Raw genomic sequence first — 17,395 nt, 5'->3', positions numbered from 1 at the left:
TGTTGCCCCTAGGGAATTTGACGATGTTCGTTGAGGACCTTGCTGTTGTGGCGCGACGTCCGGTGCACCGCCCGGTTGTGGGTGGTGCACCGGTCGCTCAGGCTGCTCCATCGCCGAGTTGACTTCAGCTGGTCGGCCGACTCGTGAACAAATCCCGGTCAGATGGGAATCAATCTCCGGGGAGCCGGCGTACCGGGCCGGCAGGAAGCGGGTGATCTGTGGGACGGCGAGAAAAGCCTCTCGATCCGGACATGGACTCCGTGGCAGAACTGGCTGCCGCGCTACGGGCATTGAGGAAAGCCCAGGGGAGCCCGCCGTACCGGATCCTGGCCTCACGCGCCCATGTGGCGCCCTCTACGCTCTCCGCCGCGGCGGCGGGGAATCGGCTGCCGACCTGGACCACCCTCAGTGCCTACCTGCGGGCCTGCGGCGTGACCAATGATGTCGAGTGGCGTGCGTGGTGGACTCGACTGAGCGGTCACAGACCCCAACCCGCCGACGGGCGACATCGTGGCATGGCGGACTGCCGGCGAGAGGCCGACCCGTTACCCGCCGGGCGGATTCCGGACACCCCCACCTCCTTCATCGGCCGAGTCGAGGAAGTACGTCGCGTACACGAACTTCTCCAAGCCGGCAGGATGGTGACCCTCACCGGACTGGGCGGGGTCGGCAAGACCAGGCTGGCTCAGAAGGTGGCGCGGACCGCCGCTCTTCGGCACCGCGACGGTGCGCGCTGGGTCGATCTGGCAGAGGTGTCCGCCCCGGAGGGGGTCGTACACCAAGTACTGGCGGCATTCGGTGAAGTGGCGCCACCCGGTGTTCCCCCACTCACCGCACTCCTCGCCGTGTTGCGCGGACGCAGCCTGTTGCTGGTTCTCGATAACTGCGAGCACCTCATCGTGCCTACCGGCAGGGTCATCGACCGGGTATTGCGCGAGGTACCCGAAGTCGCCGTCCTGGCGACCAGCAGGCGTCGATCCGGGGTTGGAGGTGAGTTCCTCTATACCGTGCCGGCATTGCCGCACCGGAAGGGCACTGGTGGCGCCGCTGAACTGTTGTGGGAGCGGGCCCGTGCCAGTCGGCCCGATCTCGAGTGGCATACCACCGACTGGGAGCACGCCCAGCAAATCTGCCGCCACCTCGACGGTGTCCCGCTCTCGATCGAGATCGTGGCACCACGCCTGCGGTCTCTCTCCCCGGCCCAGTTGCTGCGGCGGTTCGATTCTGGACTGCCTGACCTGGGCAACTCCGATCCGGCAGCTCCGAAGCGACACGGATCGTTGAGAGCGATGCTCGACTGGAGCTATGAGCTGTGCGGTCCGGAGGAACAATGGGCATGGGCAGCTTTCTCCACGTTCGGCACCCAGGTGCCATGGGACGCCGCAGCAGCTGTCTGCGCCCCTATTTCGTCAGGTGCCCATGAGGAAGCTCTGGAGGCGCTCGCCGGGTTGGTCGAGCACTCCGTTCTCACGACGATGCAAGGGCCGGATGGCGAACATCGTCTGATGATGCTGGAGACGGTACGCGCGTACGGCCAGACACGGCTCGACGCGAAGGCCGGTGCGCAGCTTGTCGCAGTTCGCCACAACGAGTGGTGGGCGGCCTTCGCCCGGGGCGCCTGTCAGCGTTGGCACGGGCCGGGCCAGGCCGAGTTGATCCGCGAGGTACGGGCCGAGCTTCCTTCGCTGCGTAGGGCCGCAGAGTACAGCCTGATGGAGTCCCAGGATTTAGAAGTCATCCGGAGCGGAGCCGCGCTTGTCGCCGACCTGTGGTGGCACTGCATCGCAGTCGGGTCGCTCGATTTGGGGCGTCGCTGGATCGATCGCGCCCTCGCTCGGATCGGGGACGACCGGATGCCGGGGGAGACCACCAGGGAGATGCCCGCAGAACAGCCGTCTGCCGAGTCCGTGCGACTGACGACCAGGCTCCTGTGGATGGGCGCGTATGTGGATGTGATGTGCGGCGACACCTCGTCCGCACTGCGCAATGCTGACCGGGCGGCGAGCCGTGCCCGGTCGTCTGGGGACACTGGTGCGTTGGCCTGGAGCCTTCTGGTTCAGGGACTCTCCTGCCTGATGCGCGACCAGCTTGTACGTTCAGTGGCCCTGACCAAACGCTCTCTCGACCACTTCCGGGCGGTGGAGGACACCCAAGGTCTTCAGCACGCGCTCGCACAGCTCGGGACCGTCTACTGGCAGGCCGGAGAAGCGGACAAGGCACGAGCCCATCTCGAAGCCGCGGTGGCCGCAGCCCGCGGATCGGGTGAGGAATGGCACCTCGGCTACGTTCTTTGGTCGCTGGCCCGGTTGCTGGTCGACTGCGGCGAACCAGTTGAAGCGCGTGCTGCCTTGATGGAGGCACTCGCCAGTCGGCAGCGCTTCGCGGACCGTCGCGCAGCGGCCATGTTGCTGGACGTACTGGCCCAGTGCGCGCTGGCGGAGAAGCGCGGGCTGCGCGAGGCAGCATTGTTGCTTGCTGCATCTGCTGCCATCTGGCCGGCTGAGGAGGCCTTGCTGTTCGACTTCCCGGGACTCGTCGAAGGTCGTGCCGCCTGCCGCGCCTCACTGCTGAAGGTGCTCGGCAGGCGGGTGTTCGATGCTGCGGTCAGCGAAGGAGAGGGTCTCCCTCTCATCGAAGCCGTGGATCGGGCTGTACGCCACTGCCTGAATCCGACGGACTGAACATTGAACGTGCAGCAGCGCCGCCGGGGGAGCGGCGGCGCTGCTGGTCACTGGTGCCGGCCGTGCGGCTGCCGGCCTGCGCGTACCGGCCAGGGCAGGCAGGTACCGGCTACGGCCGCCGCGTACCGGCTACGGCAGGCCGTGCACGTGCGGGCCCACCGCGTTCGACCAGGCGTTGCCCGACTTGGCGTCCCAGTTGGTCGACCAGGTCATGGCCCCGCGCACACCCGGGTAGGTCTTCGAGGGCTTGAACGAACCGCAGTTGGTGCCCTTGGCCAGGCAGTCCAGTGCCGCGTTCACGACCGACGGCGCCACGTAGCCGCCGCCCGCGCCGCTCGGGGAGGCGGGCACACCGAGGCCGACCTGGGACGGGTCGAGGCCGCCCTCCAACTGGATGCAGGCGAGTGCGGTGAGGAAGTCCACCGAGCCCTGCGAGTAGACCTTGCCGTCGCAGCCCAGCATCGAACCGCTGTTGTAGTACTGCATGTTGACGACGGTCAGGATGTCCTTGATGCCGAGCGCCGTCTTGAAGTACTCACCGGCGGTGGACTGCATGTCGATGGTCTGCGGGGCCATCGTGATGACGAGGCCCGAGCCCGCCTTCTGCGACAGCGAGCGCAGCGCCTTCGTCATGTATGTGGAGTTGAGGCCGTTCTCCAGGTCGATGTCGACGCCGTTGAAGCCGTACTCCTGGATCAGCGAGTAGAGCGAGTTGGCGAAGTTGGTGGCGGAGGCGTCGCTGTTGACCGAGACGGAGCCCTTCTCGCCGCCGACCGAGATGACGACGTTCTTCCCGGCCGCCTGCTTCGCCTTGATGTCGGCCTTGAACTGGTCGACGGTGTAGCCGTTCAGGCCGGCCGTGTCCAGGTTGAAGGTGACAGCGCCCGGTGTGCCGGTGGCATCGGCGAAGGAGACCGCGATGATGTCGTAGTTCGCGGGCACGTCGCTGAGCTTCTGGACGGTCGCGCCGTTGTTGAAGTTCTGCCAGTAGCCGGTCACCGCGTGCTTGGGGACGGAGGTGCCGGGGTTGGGGTTGCCGCCGCCCTCCTTGGCCGTACGGCCGCTCACCGAAGCGGACTTGACGGACTCGCCGGCCGCGTTGGTGGCGGTCACCGAGAACTGGTACGCCGTGTCGGCGGCCAGCCCCGTGACCGTCGCCGAGTTGCCGGTGGTCGTGGTCGCCTTCGCGCCGTCCCGGTAGACGGTGTAGCCGGTCGCGCCGGAGACCGCGTTCCAGGACAGGGCCACGGAGGAGGAGGTGGCCGTGCCGACCGCGAGCCCGGCCGGGGCGGACGGGATGGTCGGCTCCGGGTCGGTGCCGCCCCCGCCGTCGGGGCCGTTGACCGAGACGTCGTCCACCAGATAGGCGGCCTGCCCGTACCAGCCGTGCGTGTAGACCTGGACCGAGGTGGTGCTCGGCCCGGTCTTGAAGCTGGTGGTGAGCTGCGTCCAGTCGCCGGAGCCGGGGGACCAGGTCGACACGTCGGTGGTTCCGGTGCCGCTCGCGCCGAGGTACGCGTCCCGCCCTGCACCCAGGAGCTGAGCGTGTACGTCGAGTCGGGCTTCACGGCGACGGTCTGGGTGCACCGCGCGGTGTCCTGGCCGGACGGGGTGGCCTTGAGCGCGGCGGTGCCACCGTGCACGGGGGAGGAGACGGTGGCGCCGCTGCCGCCGGAACAGGTCCAGTTGGCGAGCCCGGACTCGAAGCCCGCGTTCTTGGCGACATTGATGTCGGCGGCCTGAGCGTTTCCGGCGAGACCCGTGGCGGTCAGCGCGCCGGCCGCGAGAACGGCCGCGACGGCGCCGACAAGGGGACGGTTGTAGCGCCTGCGGATTCTGTGGCCGTTGACGGGGGAAGGTTCCACTTGCTGCCTCCGTGGGGAGTCGGGGATGCCTGCCGGGGTACCCGTGCGACAGCCGGCGGGGTGGACCGGCGGTACTCGGGCCGTCCGGAAGGTGACGGGCAGGAGAAGGGGATGTGGAGTTGAGGAACGGTGGCCACCGCTGGCCGACAAAACTGGTCCAGACCAATCGAGTTGTCAAGACCTCTGGCAACGGGACCTGCGACGACCGCGTCCGCCCGGTCGCTTCCGAACCGGCCCCGGGACGGGGTGCGGGAGCCTCCGCTTGGGCCCCGAACCGGCCTCGGCTTCCCTGTGAATTGACGTTTTGTTGACCTCGTGCGGCCGTGCCGGACCCCGTGCGGGTGAACTGCCGGAGGTGCTCGGACAGTGACCGCCGGGCCTCCTCGGGGGTCGGCCCGGCAGGTTCCGCATCCGCGCTGACGTGCGGCGATGAATTCGGGGCCCGGGTGACCGGAAGGTGTATCGGTAACCCTCCGCAGTTGTACAGAAGTTGACGATTTTCGATTTGATCCGATTTAGCACCGGGGCGTTACGCGGGCGCCTCGCACACGTTGTCGGACTGGCCTCCGAAAAGTGTTCTCTGCCAGGTAAGACGTGGATAAAGTGCTGAAGCAGAACCGCGGAGCAGGAGCGATTGCGGCCGACGTCATGACCGGCGTCCGGCCGGAAGCCGAAACGGGGAACAGCGTGCCGACCGCAATAGCAGTGACCAGTGCTGACTTGGTACTACCTCCGACCGATCAGCAGACACCGACAGCCGCCCTGTTGCAGGCTCCGGATGCCCAGGCGCTGGACATGGCCATCGGTGACATGCACGTGCTGCTCGAACAGCACGGCTATGTCGTCGCCGTCTATCCGAGCGCCATCTCGGCCGCCCACGAGCGTCGGCTCTACTCCGTCCGCTCGGTCCTGGAGAGCGACCGCATCGCCTTGGTGAAGACCGACCTGCCGCCGCTCGGCGTGGCCGTGCTCGTGCGGCAGTTGCGCCAGTTGTCCATCTGTGACTTCAGCCCCGGAGTGGTGGCCTCCGCCGCCCGGCTGCTGGTGCACTACATCCACGCGGGCGCCCTGCTCCACTCGGTCACCAAGTTCGACCGGATCCCGGTCGACCTCAGGACCCATGCCAAGTCCTGGGTGCCCGGCTCCCAGTTCGCCGTGGTCACGGGGCCCGAACCGCAGCTCGTCAAGGTCGGTCCGAAGGCGGAACTCCCGACCGGCCCCGAATTCGCCACTCACCTGATGACCGCCAAGGGGCAGTCCCAGTCCGAGTGGGTGAAGGAGACCCTCGCGCCCGCGTGGAAGGTCCAGTCCATTCACGAGTCCGCACTTCCGTCCGATTCCTCCGCATGGTGGGGAACCGGGAAACTGGTGGAATTCGCCGCCTATCTGCCAGACATCTCCGTCCTGTACCAGTTGGTGTCCTCGGTTCGCCGGGAGAACTGCCACTGGTGCGGAATGGAACTCATCGGTGACCGCTGCGGGTTCTGCTCCTCCCCGCTTCCCGCGGCGGAGAACCGAAAGCACCCAGCCGGTGTCCTCAGCCAAGGAGCGCTCGCACCACCGCAGTCCTAGCACCACCGCAGTCCCCGCGCTTCCGCTTTCCTCCGTAGACGCCCTTCCGTCCGCTGCCCCACGCATCCGAATTGAACGAGGTTGTCCGGCCCATGAACTCCCGTCAGCGCCGCGGCGTGATACTCCTGCTTTTGTCGGTTCTGTGCGCCTTCGGCGCCTTCGCCGGCGTGCTCTCGGTGATCAGCGACGTCAATTCCAAGGTCGGGCCGGAGGTCTCGGCCTACCAGCTGAAGTCCGATGTAGCCCCCTATACCGCCCTGTCCTCCGGGCAGTTCGAAAAGATCTCGATGCCCAAGCGCTGGCTGTCCACCAACGCGGTGACGGACCTCTCCGAGGTCAACGGCAAGATCGCCGTCACCCAACTGCGCAAGGGCTCGCTCCTCCAGTCCGACATGATGCAGCGCCGCCCCGAACTCCAGCCCGGGGAGCAGGAGATCGCCATCATGATCGACGCGGCGACCGGTGTCGCGGGCAAGATCACCCCCGGTGCCACGGTCAACATCTACGCCACCTTCGACGGTGAGCGGGACGGGGCCCCGTCCCAGTCGAAGGTCATCGTCTCCAATGCCAAGGTCCTGGACGTCGGCAAGCTGACCGCCCTGGAGCCCAGCCGCGACGGCAAGTCCAGCAGCATGGGCACCGAGGCCGTCCCGATCACCTTCGCGCTCAACACGCTCGACACCCAGCGCATCGCCTACGCCGAGTCCTTCGCGGCGCACGTACGCCTCGCGCTCATCGCCTCCGGCAGCGACAGCACCATCCGTCCGGGCGACCGCACCTACACGCTCGACAAGGACAAGTGAGGATCGAATGACCACGAGGATCCTCCCGGCCGTCGGTGACATCGACGCGGCCAGATCCGTCACCACCCTGCTCAGCCAGCTCCCCGACGCAGAGCCGGCCGCTCCGGTCACCGACTCGACGCAGCTCATCGACACCCTCGCCCGCCTCGCGGGCGAAGCGCTCGACGATCTGCCCGAGGTCGTGCTGGTCCACGAGCGGATCGGACCGGTGCCGGCGCTGGAGCTGATCCGGGAGGTCTCCCTGCGCTTCCCCGCCATCGGGGTCGTGCTGATCACCGCCGATGTCACCCCCGGTCTGTTCTCGTCCGCGATGGAGTCGGGTGCGCGTGGTGTCGTCACCCTCCCCCTGAGCTACGAGGAATTGGCCAGCAGGGTTCAATCCGCGGCCCAATGGTCCGTCGGAGTCCGCCGCCACCTGACCACCGGGAACGATGTCTTCACCGGTCCCGGCGGTACGGTCGTCACCGTCAGCGGCGCCAAGGGCGGTGTGGGCGCCACCGTCACCGCCGTACAGATCGCCCTGGCGGCGCAGACATCCGGGCGCAACGTGGCCCTGGTGGACCTGGACCTCCAGACCGGCGACATCGGCTCGTACCTCGATGTGCAGTTCCGGCGTTCCATCGTCGACCTGTCGACGATCACCGACATATCGCCGCGCGTCCTGTCCGACGCCGTGTTCAGTCACGGCACCGGTCTGGCGCTGCTGCTGGCCCCCAACGAGGGCGAGAGCGCCGAGGAGGTCAGCGACCGCTCGGCCCGCCAGATCGTCAGCGCCCTGCGCTCGCGCTACGAGGTCGTGGTGATCGACTGCGGCAGCCAGCTCCAGGGCGCCAGCGCGGCGGCCATCGAGATGGCCGACACGGCACTGCTGGTCACCACACCCGATGTGATCGCGGTGCGTGGTGCGAAGCGGGTCGTACGGATGTGGGAACGGCTCCAGATCCGCAAGGCCGAGGACACGGTCACGCTTGTCAACCGCTTCATCCGCAGCACCGAGATCCAGCCGCAGCTGATCGAGAAGATCACCGGGACCACGACGGCCAATACCGCCGTTCCCGCGAACTTCAAGGAACTCCAGGCTGTCGTCGACGCGGGCCGGCTCCATGAGCTCGACTCCAAGAGCACGGTCAAACAGGCCCTCTGGGCCCTTGCGGGCGAGCTCGGCATCGTCAAGGTTCCTGAGAAGGAGAAGAACGGCGCGAAGAGCATCGCGAAGTTCAAGAACGACCGAGGCTCGATCGGGCGCCGACGCGACCGCGACGGCGACTCCCGGAAGCGGCAGACGACCTAGGGGGCAAGTTGACCAATGGCACTTACCGAGACGAGAGACACGGAGATACGGGAAAGGCCTTGCGGTGACGTTGCCCCGGCGGGGCCGCCCGATCGGGGCCCGACCGGGGGACGCCCGCTTCGTCGGCTGTTCGGCCGCGAGCGTGATCGCGGTCAGACCGCGATCGAGTTCCTCGGCGTCACACCGCTGATCATCCTGCTGGCGGTCGCGCTCTGGCAGTGCACGCTGATCGGCTACACGTTCAGCCTGGCGGGGAACGCGGCGGACAAGGCCGCGCACCAGGGTGCCATCGCGCCGGGCGTGCGCGGGCAGGCGTGCCGGGACGCGGCCGAGGAGAATCTGCCGAAGGCCTGGCGGGAGTCGATGAAGCGGACGACATGCCGCAGCTCGGGCGACATGTACAAGGCCGAGGTCAAGTTGCAGGTTCCGGTCCTGCTGCCCGGCGTACTCAACTGGCCGTTCCGTGTCGAAGGCAACGCCGCGTTCCCGGTGGAGGCTGACCGATGAGCAAACGCACGCAGACACCCGGCCGGACGGTCGCCACCGCCGCCGCCTCCCGCCGCGATCGGGGCCAGGTCGCCATCGAGTACCTGGGCTTCATCCCTCTGCTGCTCCTGGTCGGTCTCCTGGCGATCCAGGCGGGCCTCGCCGCCTACGCCGCCAACCAGGCGGGCACCGGAGCCCGCGCGGGAGCCCGCATGGCCAGCACGTCGATGGGCGGCTGCGACGAGGGGGCCGCCAAGGACGCGATGAGCGACTGGGCCGCCGGCCGGGCCGATGTCTACGGGCCCACCTCCTCCTTCGACGAGGTCACCTGCACCGTCAGCATCGACGTGCCGGACATCATCCCGGGCGTCCATATCTGGGGCCCGGCCGAACGCAGTTCCACGATGCCCCGCACCTGACCGGCGGCGCACCGCATCGCTGACCCAGCGGCGGATCACCAAGCAAGTGGGAACGAGGAGTCACGGAATGAGTCTGCGGGCACGCATGACCGCCCCCGAGAAGAACGGCGGGGCGCGGGAAGACAGCCACATGGTGGCCACCTACCGCGCCAAGCTGCTCGAAGAGATCGACCTGGCGGAGATGTCCTCGCTCGCCGCCGCAGACCGGCGAGCGAGGCTGGAGCGCGTACTCAGCCACATCATCAGCCGTGAGGGCCCGGTCCTCTCGACGGTCGAACGCACCCAGCTGATCCGCCGGGTCGTCGACGAGGCCCTCGGGCTCGGCATCCTGGAACCGCTCCTCGAAGACGCGTCGATCACCGAAATCATGGTGAACGGACCGGACCAGATCTTCGTCGAGCGCAGCGGCAAGGTCGAGAAGCTGCCGATGCGCTTCAGCTCGCACGAACAGCTGATGCAGACCATCGAGCGCATCGTGTCGACGGTCAACCGTCGTGTGGATGAGCAGAACCCCATGGTTGACGCGCGTCTACCCAGTGGTGAACGTGTCAACGTGATCATTCCGCCGCTGTCGCTGACCGGCGCCACGCTCACCATCCGACGCTTCCCCAGGGCCTTCACGCTCCAGGAAATGATCAATGTCGGCTCGCTCGACGATCAGATGCTGATCCTGCTGGCCGGCCTCGTCCAGGCCAAGCTCAACGTCATCGTCTCCGGTGCCACCGGTACCGGGAAGACGACGCTCCTCAACGCGCTCTCCGGTCTGATCCCCGACAGGGAGCGCATCGTCACCATCGAGGACTCGGCCGAGCTCCAGCTCCAGCAGAGCCACGTCATCCGGCTGGAGTCCCGGCCGGCGAACGTCGAGGGCAAGGGCCAGATCACCATCCGTGACCTGGTCCGCAACTCCCTGCGTATGCGACCCGACCGCATCGTCGTCGGTGAGGTCCGTGGCGGCGAATCGCTTGACATGCTCCAGGCGATGTCGACCGGTCACGACGGCTCGCTCGCCACCGTCCACGCCAACAACGCCGAGGACGCGCTCATGCGTCTGCAGACCCTGGCCTCGATGTCCGAGATCAAGATCCCGTTCGAGGCACTGCACGATCAGATCAACAGCGCCGTCGACGTGATCGTCCAGCTCACCCGGCACGCCGACGGCTCGCGAAAGATCACCGAGATCGCCGTCCTCGACTCGCACGGGCGCGACCCCTACCGCATCGTGACCGTCGCCAGGTTCGACGCCCAGCCGATGGACGCCGAAGGACGGATCAACGGCGAGTTCAACTACCTCCCGATCCCGCGCAAGATCGCCGAGCGCCTCTACATGGCCAGCCAGCCCATCCCGCAGGCCTTCGGGGTCGCCGATTCCGCCGAACAGCTCGCCACCCGAGAGGCCAACTAGGTAACGTGCCATGACGAATCTTCCTCTTCTCACCATCGGCGTGACGCTGCTCGCCGGCGTCACGGGCGTCGTGGGCCTGCACGCCTACTCCGGTGGCAAGGCCGACCGTGACGCCATGGTGGACCGGCTCTCGCACACCGGTCACATCCCGGAGACGGGACGCCACCGCCGCTTCCGGGGCTTCGACAGCAGACTGCGCAAGACCGGCCTGGGCCGGAAGATCGAACTCAAACTGGCCGCCACCGGCCTGGACATCACTCCGGGCGAGTTCTTCGTCTACGCGCTCGCCGCCCTGGCCGGGCTCTGGTTGATCGCCTCGTCGCTCCTCGCCAGCTTCTTCGGCCCGGTCGCCGCCCTCATCGGCCTCTGGGGCACCAACGCCTTCCTGAACTGGCAGCGGACCAAGCGCACCGAGCGCTTCATCAACCAGCTTCCCGAGCTCGCCCGCATCCTCGCCAACGCCACCCAGGCCGGCCTCGCGCTGCGTACTTCCATCAGCATGGCAGCGGATGAGATGGACAACCCGGCGGGCGAGGAACTGTCCCGGGTCTCGCGGCGCCTCGCCGTCGGTGAACCGCTCGACGACGCGTTGAGCGAGCTGACCGACCGTCTGCCCTCCCGCGAACTCGTCGTCCTCGTCACCACCCTCGTCCTGTCCAACCGGGCCGGCGGTACGGTCGTGAGCTCGTTGCGCAACCTCACCGAGACGCTGGAGGAGCGCAAGGAGACCCGCCGAGAGGTCAAGACCCAGCTCTCCCAGGTCACCGTCACCGCCTACGCCGTCCCGATGTTCGGCCTGGGCACCATGCTCCTGATGGACACGGTCATGCCCGGCGCACTCGACCGGATGACCGGCGCCTTCTTCGGCCAGGTCGCGGTGGTCGTCTCCATCGTTTTGTACGCGATCGGATTCATCGTGATCCGCCGCATGTCCCGGATCGACGTCTGATGGGCGGGGCGAACATGGACCTGCTCCTCGCAGGCGTCATGGGACTCGCGGTGTACGGGGCCATCGCCGGGATCCGCATGTACCGGCGCGACGCGAAGCTCCCCGGTGACCTCGCGATCGCGCTGGAGGTCGGTTCCACCCGCACCAGCGCGGTCGGCTCCGGCATCGACCGTCTCGGCATGCGCTGGGCCCCCGCGGTCCTGCGGATGATGGGGCCCAAGGCCGTCAACAAGAAGCGCCGCCAGATCGACCTGGCGGGCAACCCCGGCGGTCTGACGATCGACCGCTACGCGGCGCGCCGCGCCGTCTACGGAGGCCTCGGCACGCTCGGGGCCTTCACGATGCTCTTGCGAGGCCAGATCTTCTTCGCCCTGATTCTGGTCGCCTTCGGGATGTTCTGGGTCGAGGTCGGGCTCTGGTCGGCGGTGCGCGTCCGCCGTGAACACATCGACCGGACGCTCCCGGACTTCCTCGACGTGCTCGCAGTCGTCGTGTCGGCGGGACTCGGTTTCCGTCAGGCGCTGGGGCGCGTCGCCGACAAGTACGAGGGGCCCTGGGCCGACGAGCTCCGCATCACCTTGCGCCAGATGGACATGGGCGTCAGCCGCCGGGAGGCCTTCGAGCAGCTGCGTAAACGCAATGACTCGGAGCAGGTCGCGATGTTCGTGACGACGCTCCAGCAAGGTGAGGAGCTCGGTGCCCCGATCGTCGAGACGCTGATCCAGATCGCCAACGACATGCGGCGCACCGACGCCCAGAACGCCCGCCGGAAGGCGGCCCGGGCCGTTCCCAAGGCGACCTTCGCGGTCACCACCTTTCTGCTCCCCGGAACGTTGGTGCTGCTGACGGTCGGCTTCGTCTACGGAGCCGACATCGACCTGGGCTTCCTCTCGGGCGGCTGATGTGGACGACGCGGGCGGCAGAGAAATCGGGGCAGAGGAGGTGACAGGCTCATGTCGTTCCAACTCGGTGGGACCCAGACCGGACTGGACGCGGAGGTACGCAGCGCGATAGCCGATCCGGGCTCCCGCCCGGCGTTCGCCATCCAGCTGAACGCGCTCCAGGCGATGTGCAGGCAGGTCTTCGGCTTCCGGCTCGCGATGATCGCCATGGCCACGCCGTTTGCGCTAGACCACACCGCATCGGGTCTGGCCTCCTGGTTGATCGGCTCGGCCATCCTTGTCACCTTCATGGGTTCCTACGTCCTGTTCCGCGACTGGGAACGCTTCGGCCCCGTTCTGCTGCGCCACCCCTGGCTGCTGGGCATCGATGCCTTCTTCGGCGCCCTGTTGCTGGTCACGGCCACGCCCGAATCCACGCTCGCGTATGTCACCGCGTGCACACCTCTGCTGGCCGGTCTCGTCTCGGGCTGGCGCGGGGCGGCGGTCTTCGCCGCACTCCAGATCGTCATCGTGCTCGGTGTGTACGCCACCGACCCGAAACTCCAGCCCGCGGACGCCACGGCGTTCCTGCTCCCCGGCTTCTGCGTCATCGCGGGCGCCGTCGGCGTCACGCTTCGCAATCTGCTCCTCCGCTTCGGGACGGCCAGCCAGGCGCTCACCGAGACCCGGGCCCGTCTCGCCGTCAACGAGGCCGTGGAGGCCGAACGCACTCGCCTCGCCCGGGAGATGCACGACTCGGTCGCCAAGACCCTGCACGGTCTGGCCCTGGCAGCCGACGGCCTGGCCGGTTCGTCCGACCGGATGGATCCGCTGACCGTCAAACATCAGGCGGAGCTGGTCGCACGCGCCGCCCGCCGCGCCGCGGCGGAATCCCGCGAACTCCTCTCGGACCTCCGCCGCGAGTCGGGGCTGGACGGCGGAGTGGACGTCGTACGCGAACTCCGCGCCCGCACAGAGGACTTCACCCGACGACACGGACTCACCGCAACCTTCCGACTTCTCAGCGACGAGCCGATCCCGCACGTCCCCCAGATCGTCGCCCGCCAGCTGTTCACCATCGCCTCCGAGGCGATGGAAAACGCCCACCGTCACGCACACCCCACCTACCTCGTCGTACTCGCAGGTGTGAAGGGCGATGTCCTGCGCGTCAGCGTGTACGACGACGGGCGCGGCCTGCCCCCGGGCACGACGCTCGACGACCTCCGGCACGCCGGGCACTTCGGCCTGGTCGGAATGGTTGAGCGTGCCGCGTCCATCGGCGCCCGCATCCGCATCGGAAAGGGGAAGGAGACCAAGGGCACCGAGGTCCGCCTGGAACTTCCGATCGCAGCTCTCCTCGCCCCTGCCGGCGCGGAGCAGACCGACTGAACCGCTACGTTTTCACCCTCGCCCCCAGAGACCCTTGAGAGGAGGTCGCAGATGCCGGAAGACGTCTCCCGTGCGTCGGGCCAGAACTGGGCCGCTCAGAACCACGCGTCCCAGCACACGTCCTCGCACGTCACCCCGCTCAACTCGGAGCCCAGTTCCAACGCGTTCCCCGCCCCCCAGCAGCCCGCGGCATCCGAGCCCATGCCTCCGTTCCCCGCAGCGGCACCCGTGGCCTTTCCCAGTGCCCTGCGGGTCGTCGTCGCCGACGACAACCCCGTGGTCAGGGCCGGCCTCGGCGTCCTGCTCTCCGGCCGCGACGACATCGAGGTCGTCGCGGAGGCCGCGGACGGCCGCCAGGCCTACGACATGGCCGTCCAGCACCGTCCGGACGTCGTCCTGCTGGACGTCCGGATGCCCGGCGTCGACGGCATCTCCGCGCTGCCGCACCTCGTGCAGGTCGCGCCCGTCATGATGCTGACCTACAGCCGAGAGAGCGAGATCGTCCACGAGGCGCTGCGCCTGGGCGCGAGCGGCTATCTGGTTCACGGCGAATTCACGGCAGATCAACTGGTGCAGGCCGTGCGCGACACGAGGGACGGCCGTGCCCACTTCACCGCCACCGCGGCCAACGCACTCCTCGCCCACATGCGTCAGGGGTCAGGGGCGCAGTCACGACCGCTTCCGGAAGGGCTCGGGACGGCTCTGACCACGGGGGTTCCCTACCAGGGACCCGGATACGACGGCCACGCCCCGAGTTCCGTTCAGCAACACGGTGCGCCTGCACATGCACCCCAACCCGAACTGTCTCCACCTGCGCCGCGACCTGTCCGGACACCGCAGGGTCTTTCGCATCTGCAACCAGTTGTGGCACAGTCTTCCATGGCCGGGGAACCGGGCGCGATGCTCAACAGGCAGCAGTACGGGTTGAGTTCACGGGAGGTGGAGGTCATGGAGCTGATCGCTTCCGGCATGAGCAATCAGCAGATCGCCGCCACCTGCTTCATCAGCGAGAAGACGGTCAAGAACCACATCAACCGCATCTTCACCAAGCTGCACAGCGCGAGCCGCAGCGAGGCCATTGCCCGCTGGCTCGGCACGGCGCCCTCGGCGGGGCGCGGAGCGCGCGAGGCCGGTGGTCACCGTGGCTGAGCGACAGGCCGGGACGGGGCGAGCGGGGCGTGGGGCCTGGCAGCACGCCTCGGAGGCGAAGGCCCAACTGACGTTTTGGGCCCGGGAATGGGCCCTGGGACCCTCCGGCGAGCGGGGTGCACCGCCATATGTTTCTCATGTCGCCAGCGGTACCGGCCAGGAGGAAGCCGGTACCGCAGGCGACACCAAAGAAACTTGCGAGTCGGCCGGCTACCGGTCGGCCGAACCCGGAGGGGAACACCATGTCGGACATCACCCTGAAGACCGCCGTCCGTATCAACGGCTGGGCCAACACCGCCGTGACCCGCATCCAGAAGCGCTACGAGAACCTGGACCGCGGCCAGACGGCGTTCGAGTACCTGGGCATCATCCTGGTGGTCGTGGCGATCATCGGCGCGATCATGGCCACGGGTATCGGCGACGCGATTTCTACGCGGATCAAGGGTCTCGTGACCTCCATCACCTCGGGGGGCAAGTGATCGGACGTAGCCGCCGCGATGCAGGGCAGGCCTTCCCCATCTACGTAGTGATGGTGGCGGGCCTGCTCTTCCTCGTGTTTGCATTCTTTGCCGTCGGCAAGGCAGCCGCCTTGCGCAACGGTGCCCAGGGAGCGGCGGACGCGGCGGCGCTGGCCGCAGCGCGTGAGGCCCGCGACAACTTCGAGGCCGGATTCCTCGCCTCGCTCCCCGAGGACCTGCTCGATGCGTACCTTCGGGCCCACCCGGTGATGGGCTGCTCCGCGGCACAGGGGCTTGCCTCTGACAATCAGGCGGACGTCAAGTCCTGCTACGCGATCCCCGGTGGTTACGAAGATCGGATCAAGGTCCGGGTCGAGGGACGCGGGGCGGTCGACTCGTCGGTTCTGCCTGGCTCGGAGAATACGAGGGCGGAGGCTACAGCCACCGCTGTCATCAAGTTCCGTTGTAGCTGGACGTCCGTCGATCTCAACGACGACAGCATCCGGGACATCTTCTTCTTCACGTGCGGCAAGGACTTCCTGGAAATCAGTCCAGGCAGTCCGCCCCCCTGGTCGCAGGTGAGCAAGATCCTCTACGACGTGCACCTGGTCGACAATTGATGGCGAACGACGAGTAAAGGAATCAGAACCCATGAGCATTCGGCGCTCCACCAGGTCCCGAAGGGCGGTGGCAGCCGTCTCGCTGGCGGCGGTGCTGCCCTTGGCTGCCACCGGTTGCGGCACTGATGGTGGCGGAAAGACGAGCGATTCGGGCTCGTCGCCGTCGTCCTCCATCCCTTCCAAGCCCTCCGAGGGGGACAAGGGGGCGAAGCAGGAGGACACTGCGGCAGGGGACAACGTGGACCCGAGTGTGAAACTCGCTCAGGTCAATGGTCGCGATGGGCTGATTCTTGTCGTCAACGAGGTAAAGCGCGATAGTGGCGGGTTCGTTACTGTCAGTGGAGTGATCAAGAATGAGAGCGACACGGCTAGCAGCAGCTCTCAGCTGTCGGGTAGTGAGAGCGCCATCGTGGCCAGTAACCCGAATTCTGTAGCGGGCGCGACACTTGTGGACAAGGTGGGCAAGAAGCGTTACTACATTCTTCGGGACACGGATGGGCGATGCCTCTGCACAACCGGGCTGACAGCGATTTCGGCCGGAGGGTCGGTCCCCGTCTTCATGCAGTTCCCAGCTCCTCCCGCCACCAGCACTGAGGTTGACTTCACGCTGCCGACGTTTGCCACTGCGTCGCTGAAGATCTCTGGGTGATGACCGACATGACCCACTCCCTGAAACGCCGCAGGCCAACGCGGATTGCGGGCCATGTCATCGCAGCCGCTCTGCTCACGGCAAGTGCCGCCTTCCTGGGGGTGCCGAGCGCGATCGCCGACGACGGCCCCAGTGTGCCCCCCGGCACCGAGGCGACGTCAGTGCCCCCGGTCAAGGTTGACCCCAACGACCCCGACCTGAAGATGCCCGAGGGCGGCACGCTCGCGCCGGCCAAGGTGCTCGACATCGTCCAGGTGATCGAGGACATGGGAGGCGAAGAGCGTCGCGAGGACAGCAACGCCAGCGTCAAGTTCGCGCTCCAGGCCGAGGTCCTCTTCGCCAAGGACAGTGCCAAGCTGAGTTCCGCGGCCAACTCCCGGATCGCTGCCATCGCCGCCGAGATCAAGAAGCAGAACGCCACCAAGGTGCGTGTCTTCGGCTTCACGGACAACCTCGGCTCGTCGGCCCACGGCGACGTGCTGTCCAAGCAGCGCGCCAACGCGGTGCAGTCGGTGCTGGTGAAGGATGTCGGGTCGACCGTCACCTTCGAGATCCGTGGCTACGGCGAGCAGTACCCGATCGCCGACAACAGCACGGAAGAAGGCCGCAAGAAGAACCGGCGCGTGGAGGTCTCCTTCCCGCGCGGCACGTCTTCCTGAGGATTCGCGCCACAGCAGGGGCCCGGCACCGCGAGCGGATCGCGGTGGGGGGGGCCCGGGGGGGGGGGGGGGCCCCCCCGTGGGGGGCCGGGGGGGGGGGTTGTTTGGGGTAGGGTTTG

The 17,395-nt window shown here is 67.6% G+C and carries 15 protein-coding genes and 1 pseudogene; 15 read left to right on the top strand and 1 reads right to left on the bottom strand.

Annotation, left to right across the window (positions count from 1 at the left end):
• Positions 1 to 251: 251 nt before the first annotated feature.
• On the top strand, positions 252 to 2,681 hold the full coding sequence (locus ABZ622_RS00080) for an NB-ARC domain-containing protein (protein ID WP_360538610.1): 2,430 nt from the start codon (positions 252 to 254) through the stop codon (positions 2,679 to 2,681).
• Positions 2,682 to 2,810: 129 nt separating this feature from the next.
• Here the strand turns inward: ABZ622_RS00080 and ABZ622_RS00075 are convergent.
• Positions 2,811 to 4,516 (bottom strand): annotated as a pseudogene (locus ABZ622_RS00075) (glycoside hydrolase family 18 protein).
• Between the two features lie 735 nt (positions 4,517 to 5,251).
• Here ABZ622_RS00075 and ABZ622_RS00070 point away from each other — a divergent pair.
• The 14 genes from ABZ622_RS00070 (at position 5,252) to ABZ622_RS00005 (ending at position 17,276) form a co-directional block, all read left to right on the top strand.
• Positions 5,252 to 6,118: a hypothetical protein gene (locus ABZ622_RS00070; RefSeq protein WP_360538607.1), complete on the top strand. Its 867-nt coding sequence runs from the start codon at positions 5,252 to 5,254 to the stop codon at positions 6,116 to 6,118.
• Between the two features lie 92 nt (positions 6,119 to 6,210).
• The gene (cpaB, locus tag ABZ622_RS00065) at positions 6,211 to 6,921 is read left to right on the top strand and encodes a Flp pilus assembly protein CpaB (RefSeq protein WP_360538604.1); all 711 of its coding nucleotides are present in this window, start codon (positions 6,211 to 6,213) and stop codon (positions 6,919 to 6,921) included.
• A 7-nt stretch (positions 6,922 to 6,928) separates the two neighbouring features.
• Positions 6,929 to 8,212, top strand: coding sequence for an AAA family ATPase (locus tag ABZ622_RS00060; protein ID WP_360538601.1), 1,284 nt, complete (start codon positions 6,929 to 6,931; stop codon positions 8,210 to 8,212).
• Between the two features lie 15 nt (positions 8,213 to 8,227).
• Positions 8,228 to 8,719, top strand: a complete 492-nt coding sequence (locus tag ABZ622_RS00055; protein ID WP_360538598.1) for a TadE family protein — start codon at positions 8,228 to 8,230, stop codon at positions 8,717 to 8,719.
• Positions 8,716 to 9,117, top strand: coding sequence for a TadE/TadG family type IV pilus assembly protein (locus ABZ622_RS00050; RefSeq protein WP_360538595.1), 402 nt, complete (start codon positions 8,716 to 8,718; stop codon positions 9,115 to 9,117). Before ABZ622_RS00055 ends, ABZ622_RS00050 begins: the two co-directional genes overlap by 4 nt.
• A 67-nt stretch (positions 9,118 to 9,184) precedes the next feature.
• Positions 9,185 to 10,522, top strand: a complete 1,338-nt coding sequence (locus ABZ622_RS00045; RefSeq protein ID WP_360538592.1) for a CpaF family protein — start codon at positions 9,185 to 9,187, stop codon at positions 10,520 to 10,522.
• A 10-nt stretch (positions 10,523 to 10,532) separates the two neighbouring features.
• Positions 10,533 to 11,471 (top strand): type II secretion system F family protein, encoded by a 939-nt coding sequence (locus ABZ622_RS00040; RefSeq protein ID WP_360538590.1) that lies wholly within the window; start codon positions 10,533 to 10,535, stop codon positions 11,469 to 11,471.
• Positions 11,472 to 11,485: 14 nt separating this feature from the next.
• Positions 11,486 to 12,373, top strand: a complete 888-nt coding sequence (locus ABZ622_RS00035) for a DUF5936 domain-containing protein (protein WP_360540194.1) — start codon at positions 11,486 to 11,488, stop codon at positions 12,371 to 12,373.
• Between the two features lie 51 nt (positions 12,374 to 12,424).
• Complete coding sequence (locus ABZ622_RS00030) at positions 12,425 to 13,741, top strand: histidine kinase (RefSeq protein WP_360538587.1); 1,317 nt, start codon at positions 12,425 to 12,427, stop codon at positions 13,739 to 13,741.
• A 51-nt stretch (positions 13,742 to 13,792) separates the two neighbouring features.
• Complete coding sequence (locus tag ABZ622_RS00025) at positions 13,793 to 14,890, top strand: response regulator transcription factor (protein WP_360538584.1); 1,098 nt, start codon at positions 13,793 to 13,795, stop codon at positions 14,888 to 14,890.
• Positions 14,891 to 15,132: 242 nt separating this feature from the next.
• Entirely contained in the window at positions 15,133 to 15,369 is a 237-nt protein-coding gene (locus ABZ622_RS00020; RefSeq protein ID WP_360538581.1) for a hypothetical protein, read from the top strand.
• Positions 15,366 to 15,968: a pilus assembly protein TadG-related protein gene (locus tag ABZ622_RS00015; protein WP_360538578.1), complete on the top strand. Its 603-nt coding sequence runs from the start codon at positions 15,366 to 15,368 to the stop codon at positions 15,966 to 15,968. The genes ABZ622_RS00020 and ABZ622_RS00015 overlap by 4 nt, the downstream gene beginning before the upstream one ends.
• Positions 15,969 to 15,999: 31 nt before the next feature.
• A complete protein-coding gene (locus tag ABZ622_RS00010) occupies positions 16,000 to 16,617 on the top strand; it encodes a hypothetical protein (protein WP_360538575.1) in 618 nt (205 codons plus the stop codon).
• 8 nt (positions 16,618 to 16,625) lie between these two features.
• Positions 16,626 to 17,276: an OmpA family protein gene (locus ABZ622_RS00005; protein WP_360540192.1), complete on the top strand. Its 651-nt coding sequence runs from the start codon at positions 16,626 to 16,628 to the stop codon at positions 17,274 to 17,276.
• The last annotated feature ends 119 nt before the right edge of the window (positions 17,277 to 17,395 follow it).

The sequence above is a fragment of the Streptomyces sp. NPDC007164 genome (assembly GCF_040634135.1).
Classification (GTDB): domain Bacteria; phylum Actinomycetota; class Actinomycetes; order Streptomycetales; family Streptomycetaceae; genus Streptomyces; species Streptomyces sanglieri.
This window is presented reverse-complemented; position numbering and strand designations above follow the sequence as displayed.

Excerpts from the sequence above, each read along its gene's own strand:
- ABZ622_RS00080 (WP_360538610.1), top strand. The coding sequence starts at position 252 with ATGGACTCCGTGGCAGAACTGGCTGCCGCGCTACGGGCATTGAGGAAA.
- cpaB (WP_360538604.1), top strand. The coding sequence starts at position 6,211 with ATGAACTCCCGTCAGCGCCGCGGCGTGATACTCCTGCTTTTGTCGGTT.
- ABZ622_RS00060 (WP_360538601.1), top strand. The coding sequence starts at position 6,929 with ATGACCACGAGGATCCTCCCGGCCGTCGGTGACATCGACGCGGCCAGA.
- ABZ622_RS00055 (WP_360538598.1), top strand. The coding sequence starts at position 8,228 with ATGGCACTTACCGAGACGAGAGACACGGAGATACGGGAAAGGCCTTGC.
- ABZ622_RS00050 (WP_360538595.1), top strand. The coding sequence starts at position 8,716 with ATGAGCAAACGCACGCAGACACCCGGCCGGACGGTCGCCACCGCCGCC.
- ABZ622_RS00045 (WP_360538592.1), top strand. The coding sequence starts at position 9,185 with ATGAGTCTGCGGGCACGCATGACCGCCCCCGAGAAGAACGGCGGGGCG.
- ABZ622_RS00040 (WP_360538590.1), top strand. The coding sequence starts at position 10,533 with ATGACGAATCTTCCTCTTCTCACCATCGGCGTGACGCTGCTCGCCGGC.
- ABZ622_RS00035 (WP_360540194.1), top strand. The coding sequence starts at position 11,486 with ATGGACCTGCTCCTCGCAGGCGTCATGGGACTCGCGGTGTACGGGGCC.
- ABZ622_RS00030 (WP_360538587.1), top strand. The coding sequence starts at position 12,425 with ATGTCGTTCCAACTCGGTGGGACCCAGACCGGACTGGACGCGGAGGTA.
- ABZ622_RS00025 (WP_360538584.1), top strand. The coding sequence starts at position 13,793 with ATGCCGGAAGACGTCTCCCGTGCGTCGGGCCAGAACTGGGCCGCTCAG.
- ABZ622_RS00020 (WP_360538581.1), top strand. The coding sequence starts at position 15,133 with ATGTCGGACATCACCCTGAAGACCGCCGTCCGTATCAACGGCTGGGCC.
- ABZ622_RS00010 (WP_360538575.1), top strand. The coding sequence starts at position 16,000 with ATGAGCATTCGGCGCTCCACCAGGTCCCGAAGGGCGGTGGCAGCCGTC.
- ABZ622_RS00005 (WP_360540192.1), top strand. The coding sequence starts at position 16,626 with ATGACCCACTCCCTGAAACGCCGCAGGCCAACGCGGATTGCGGGCCAT.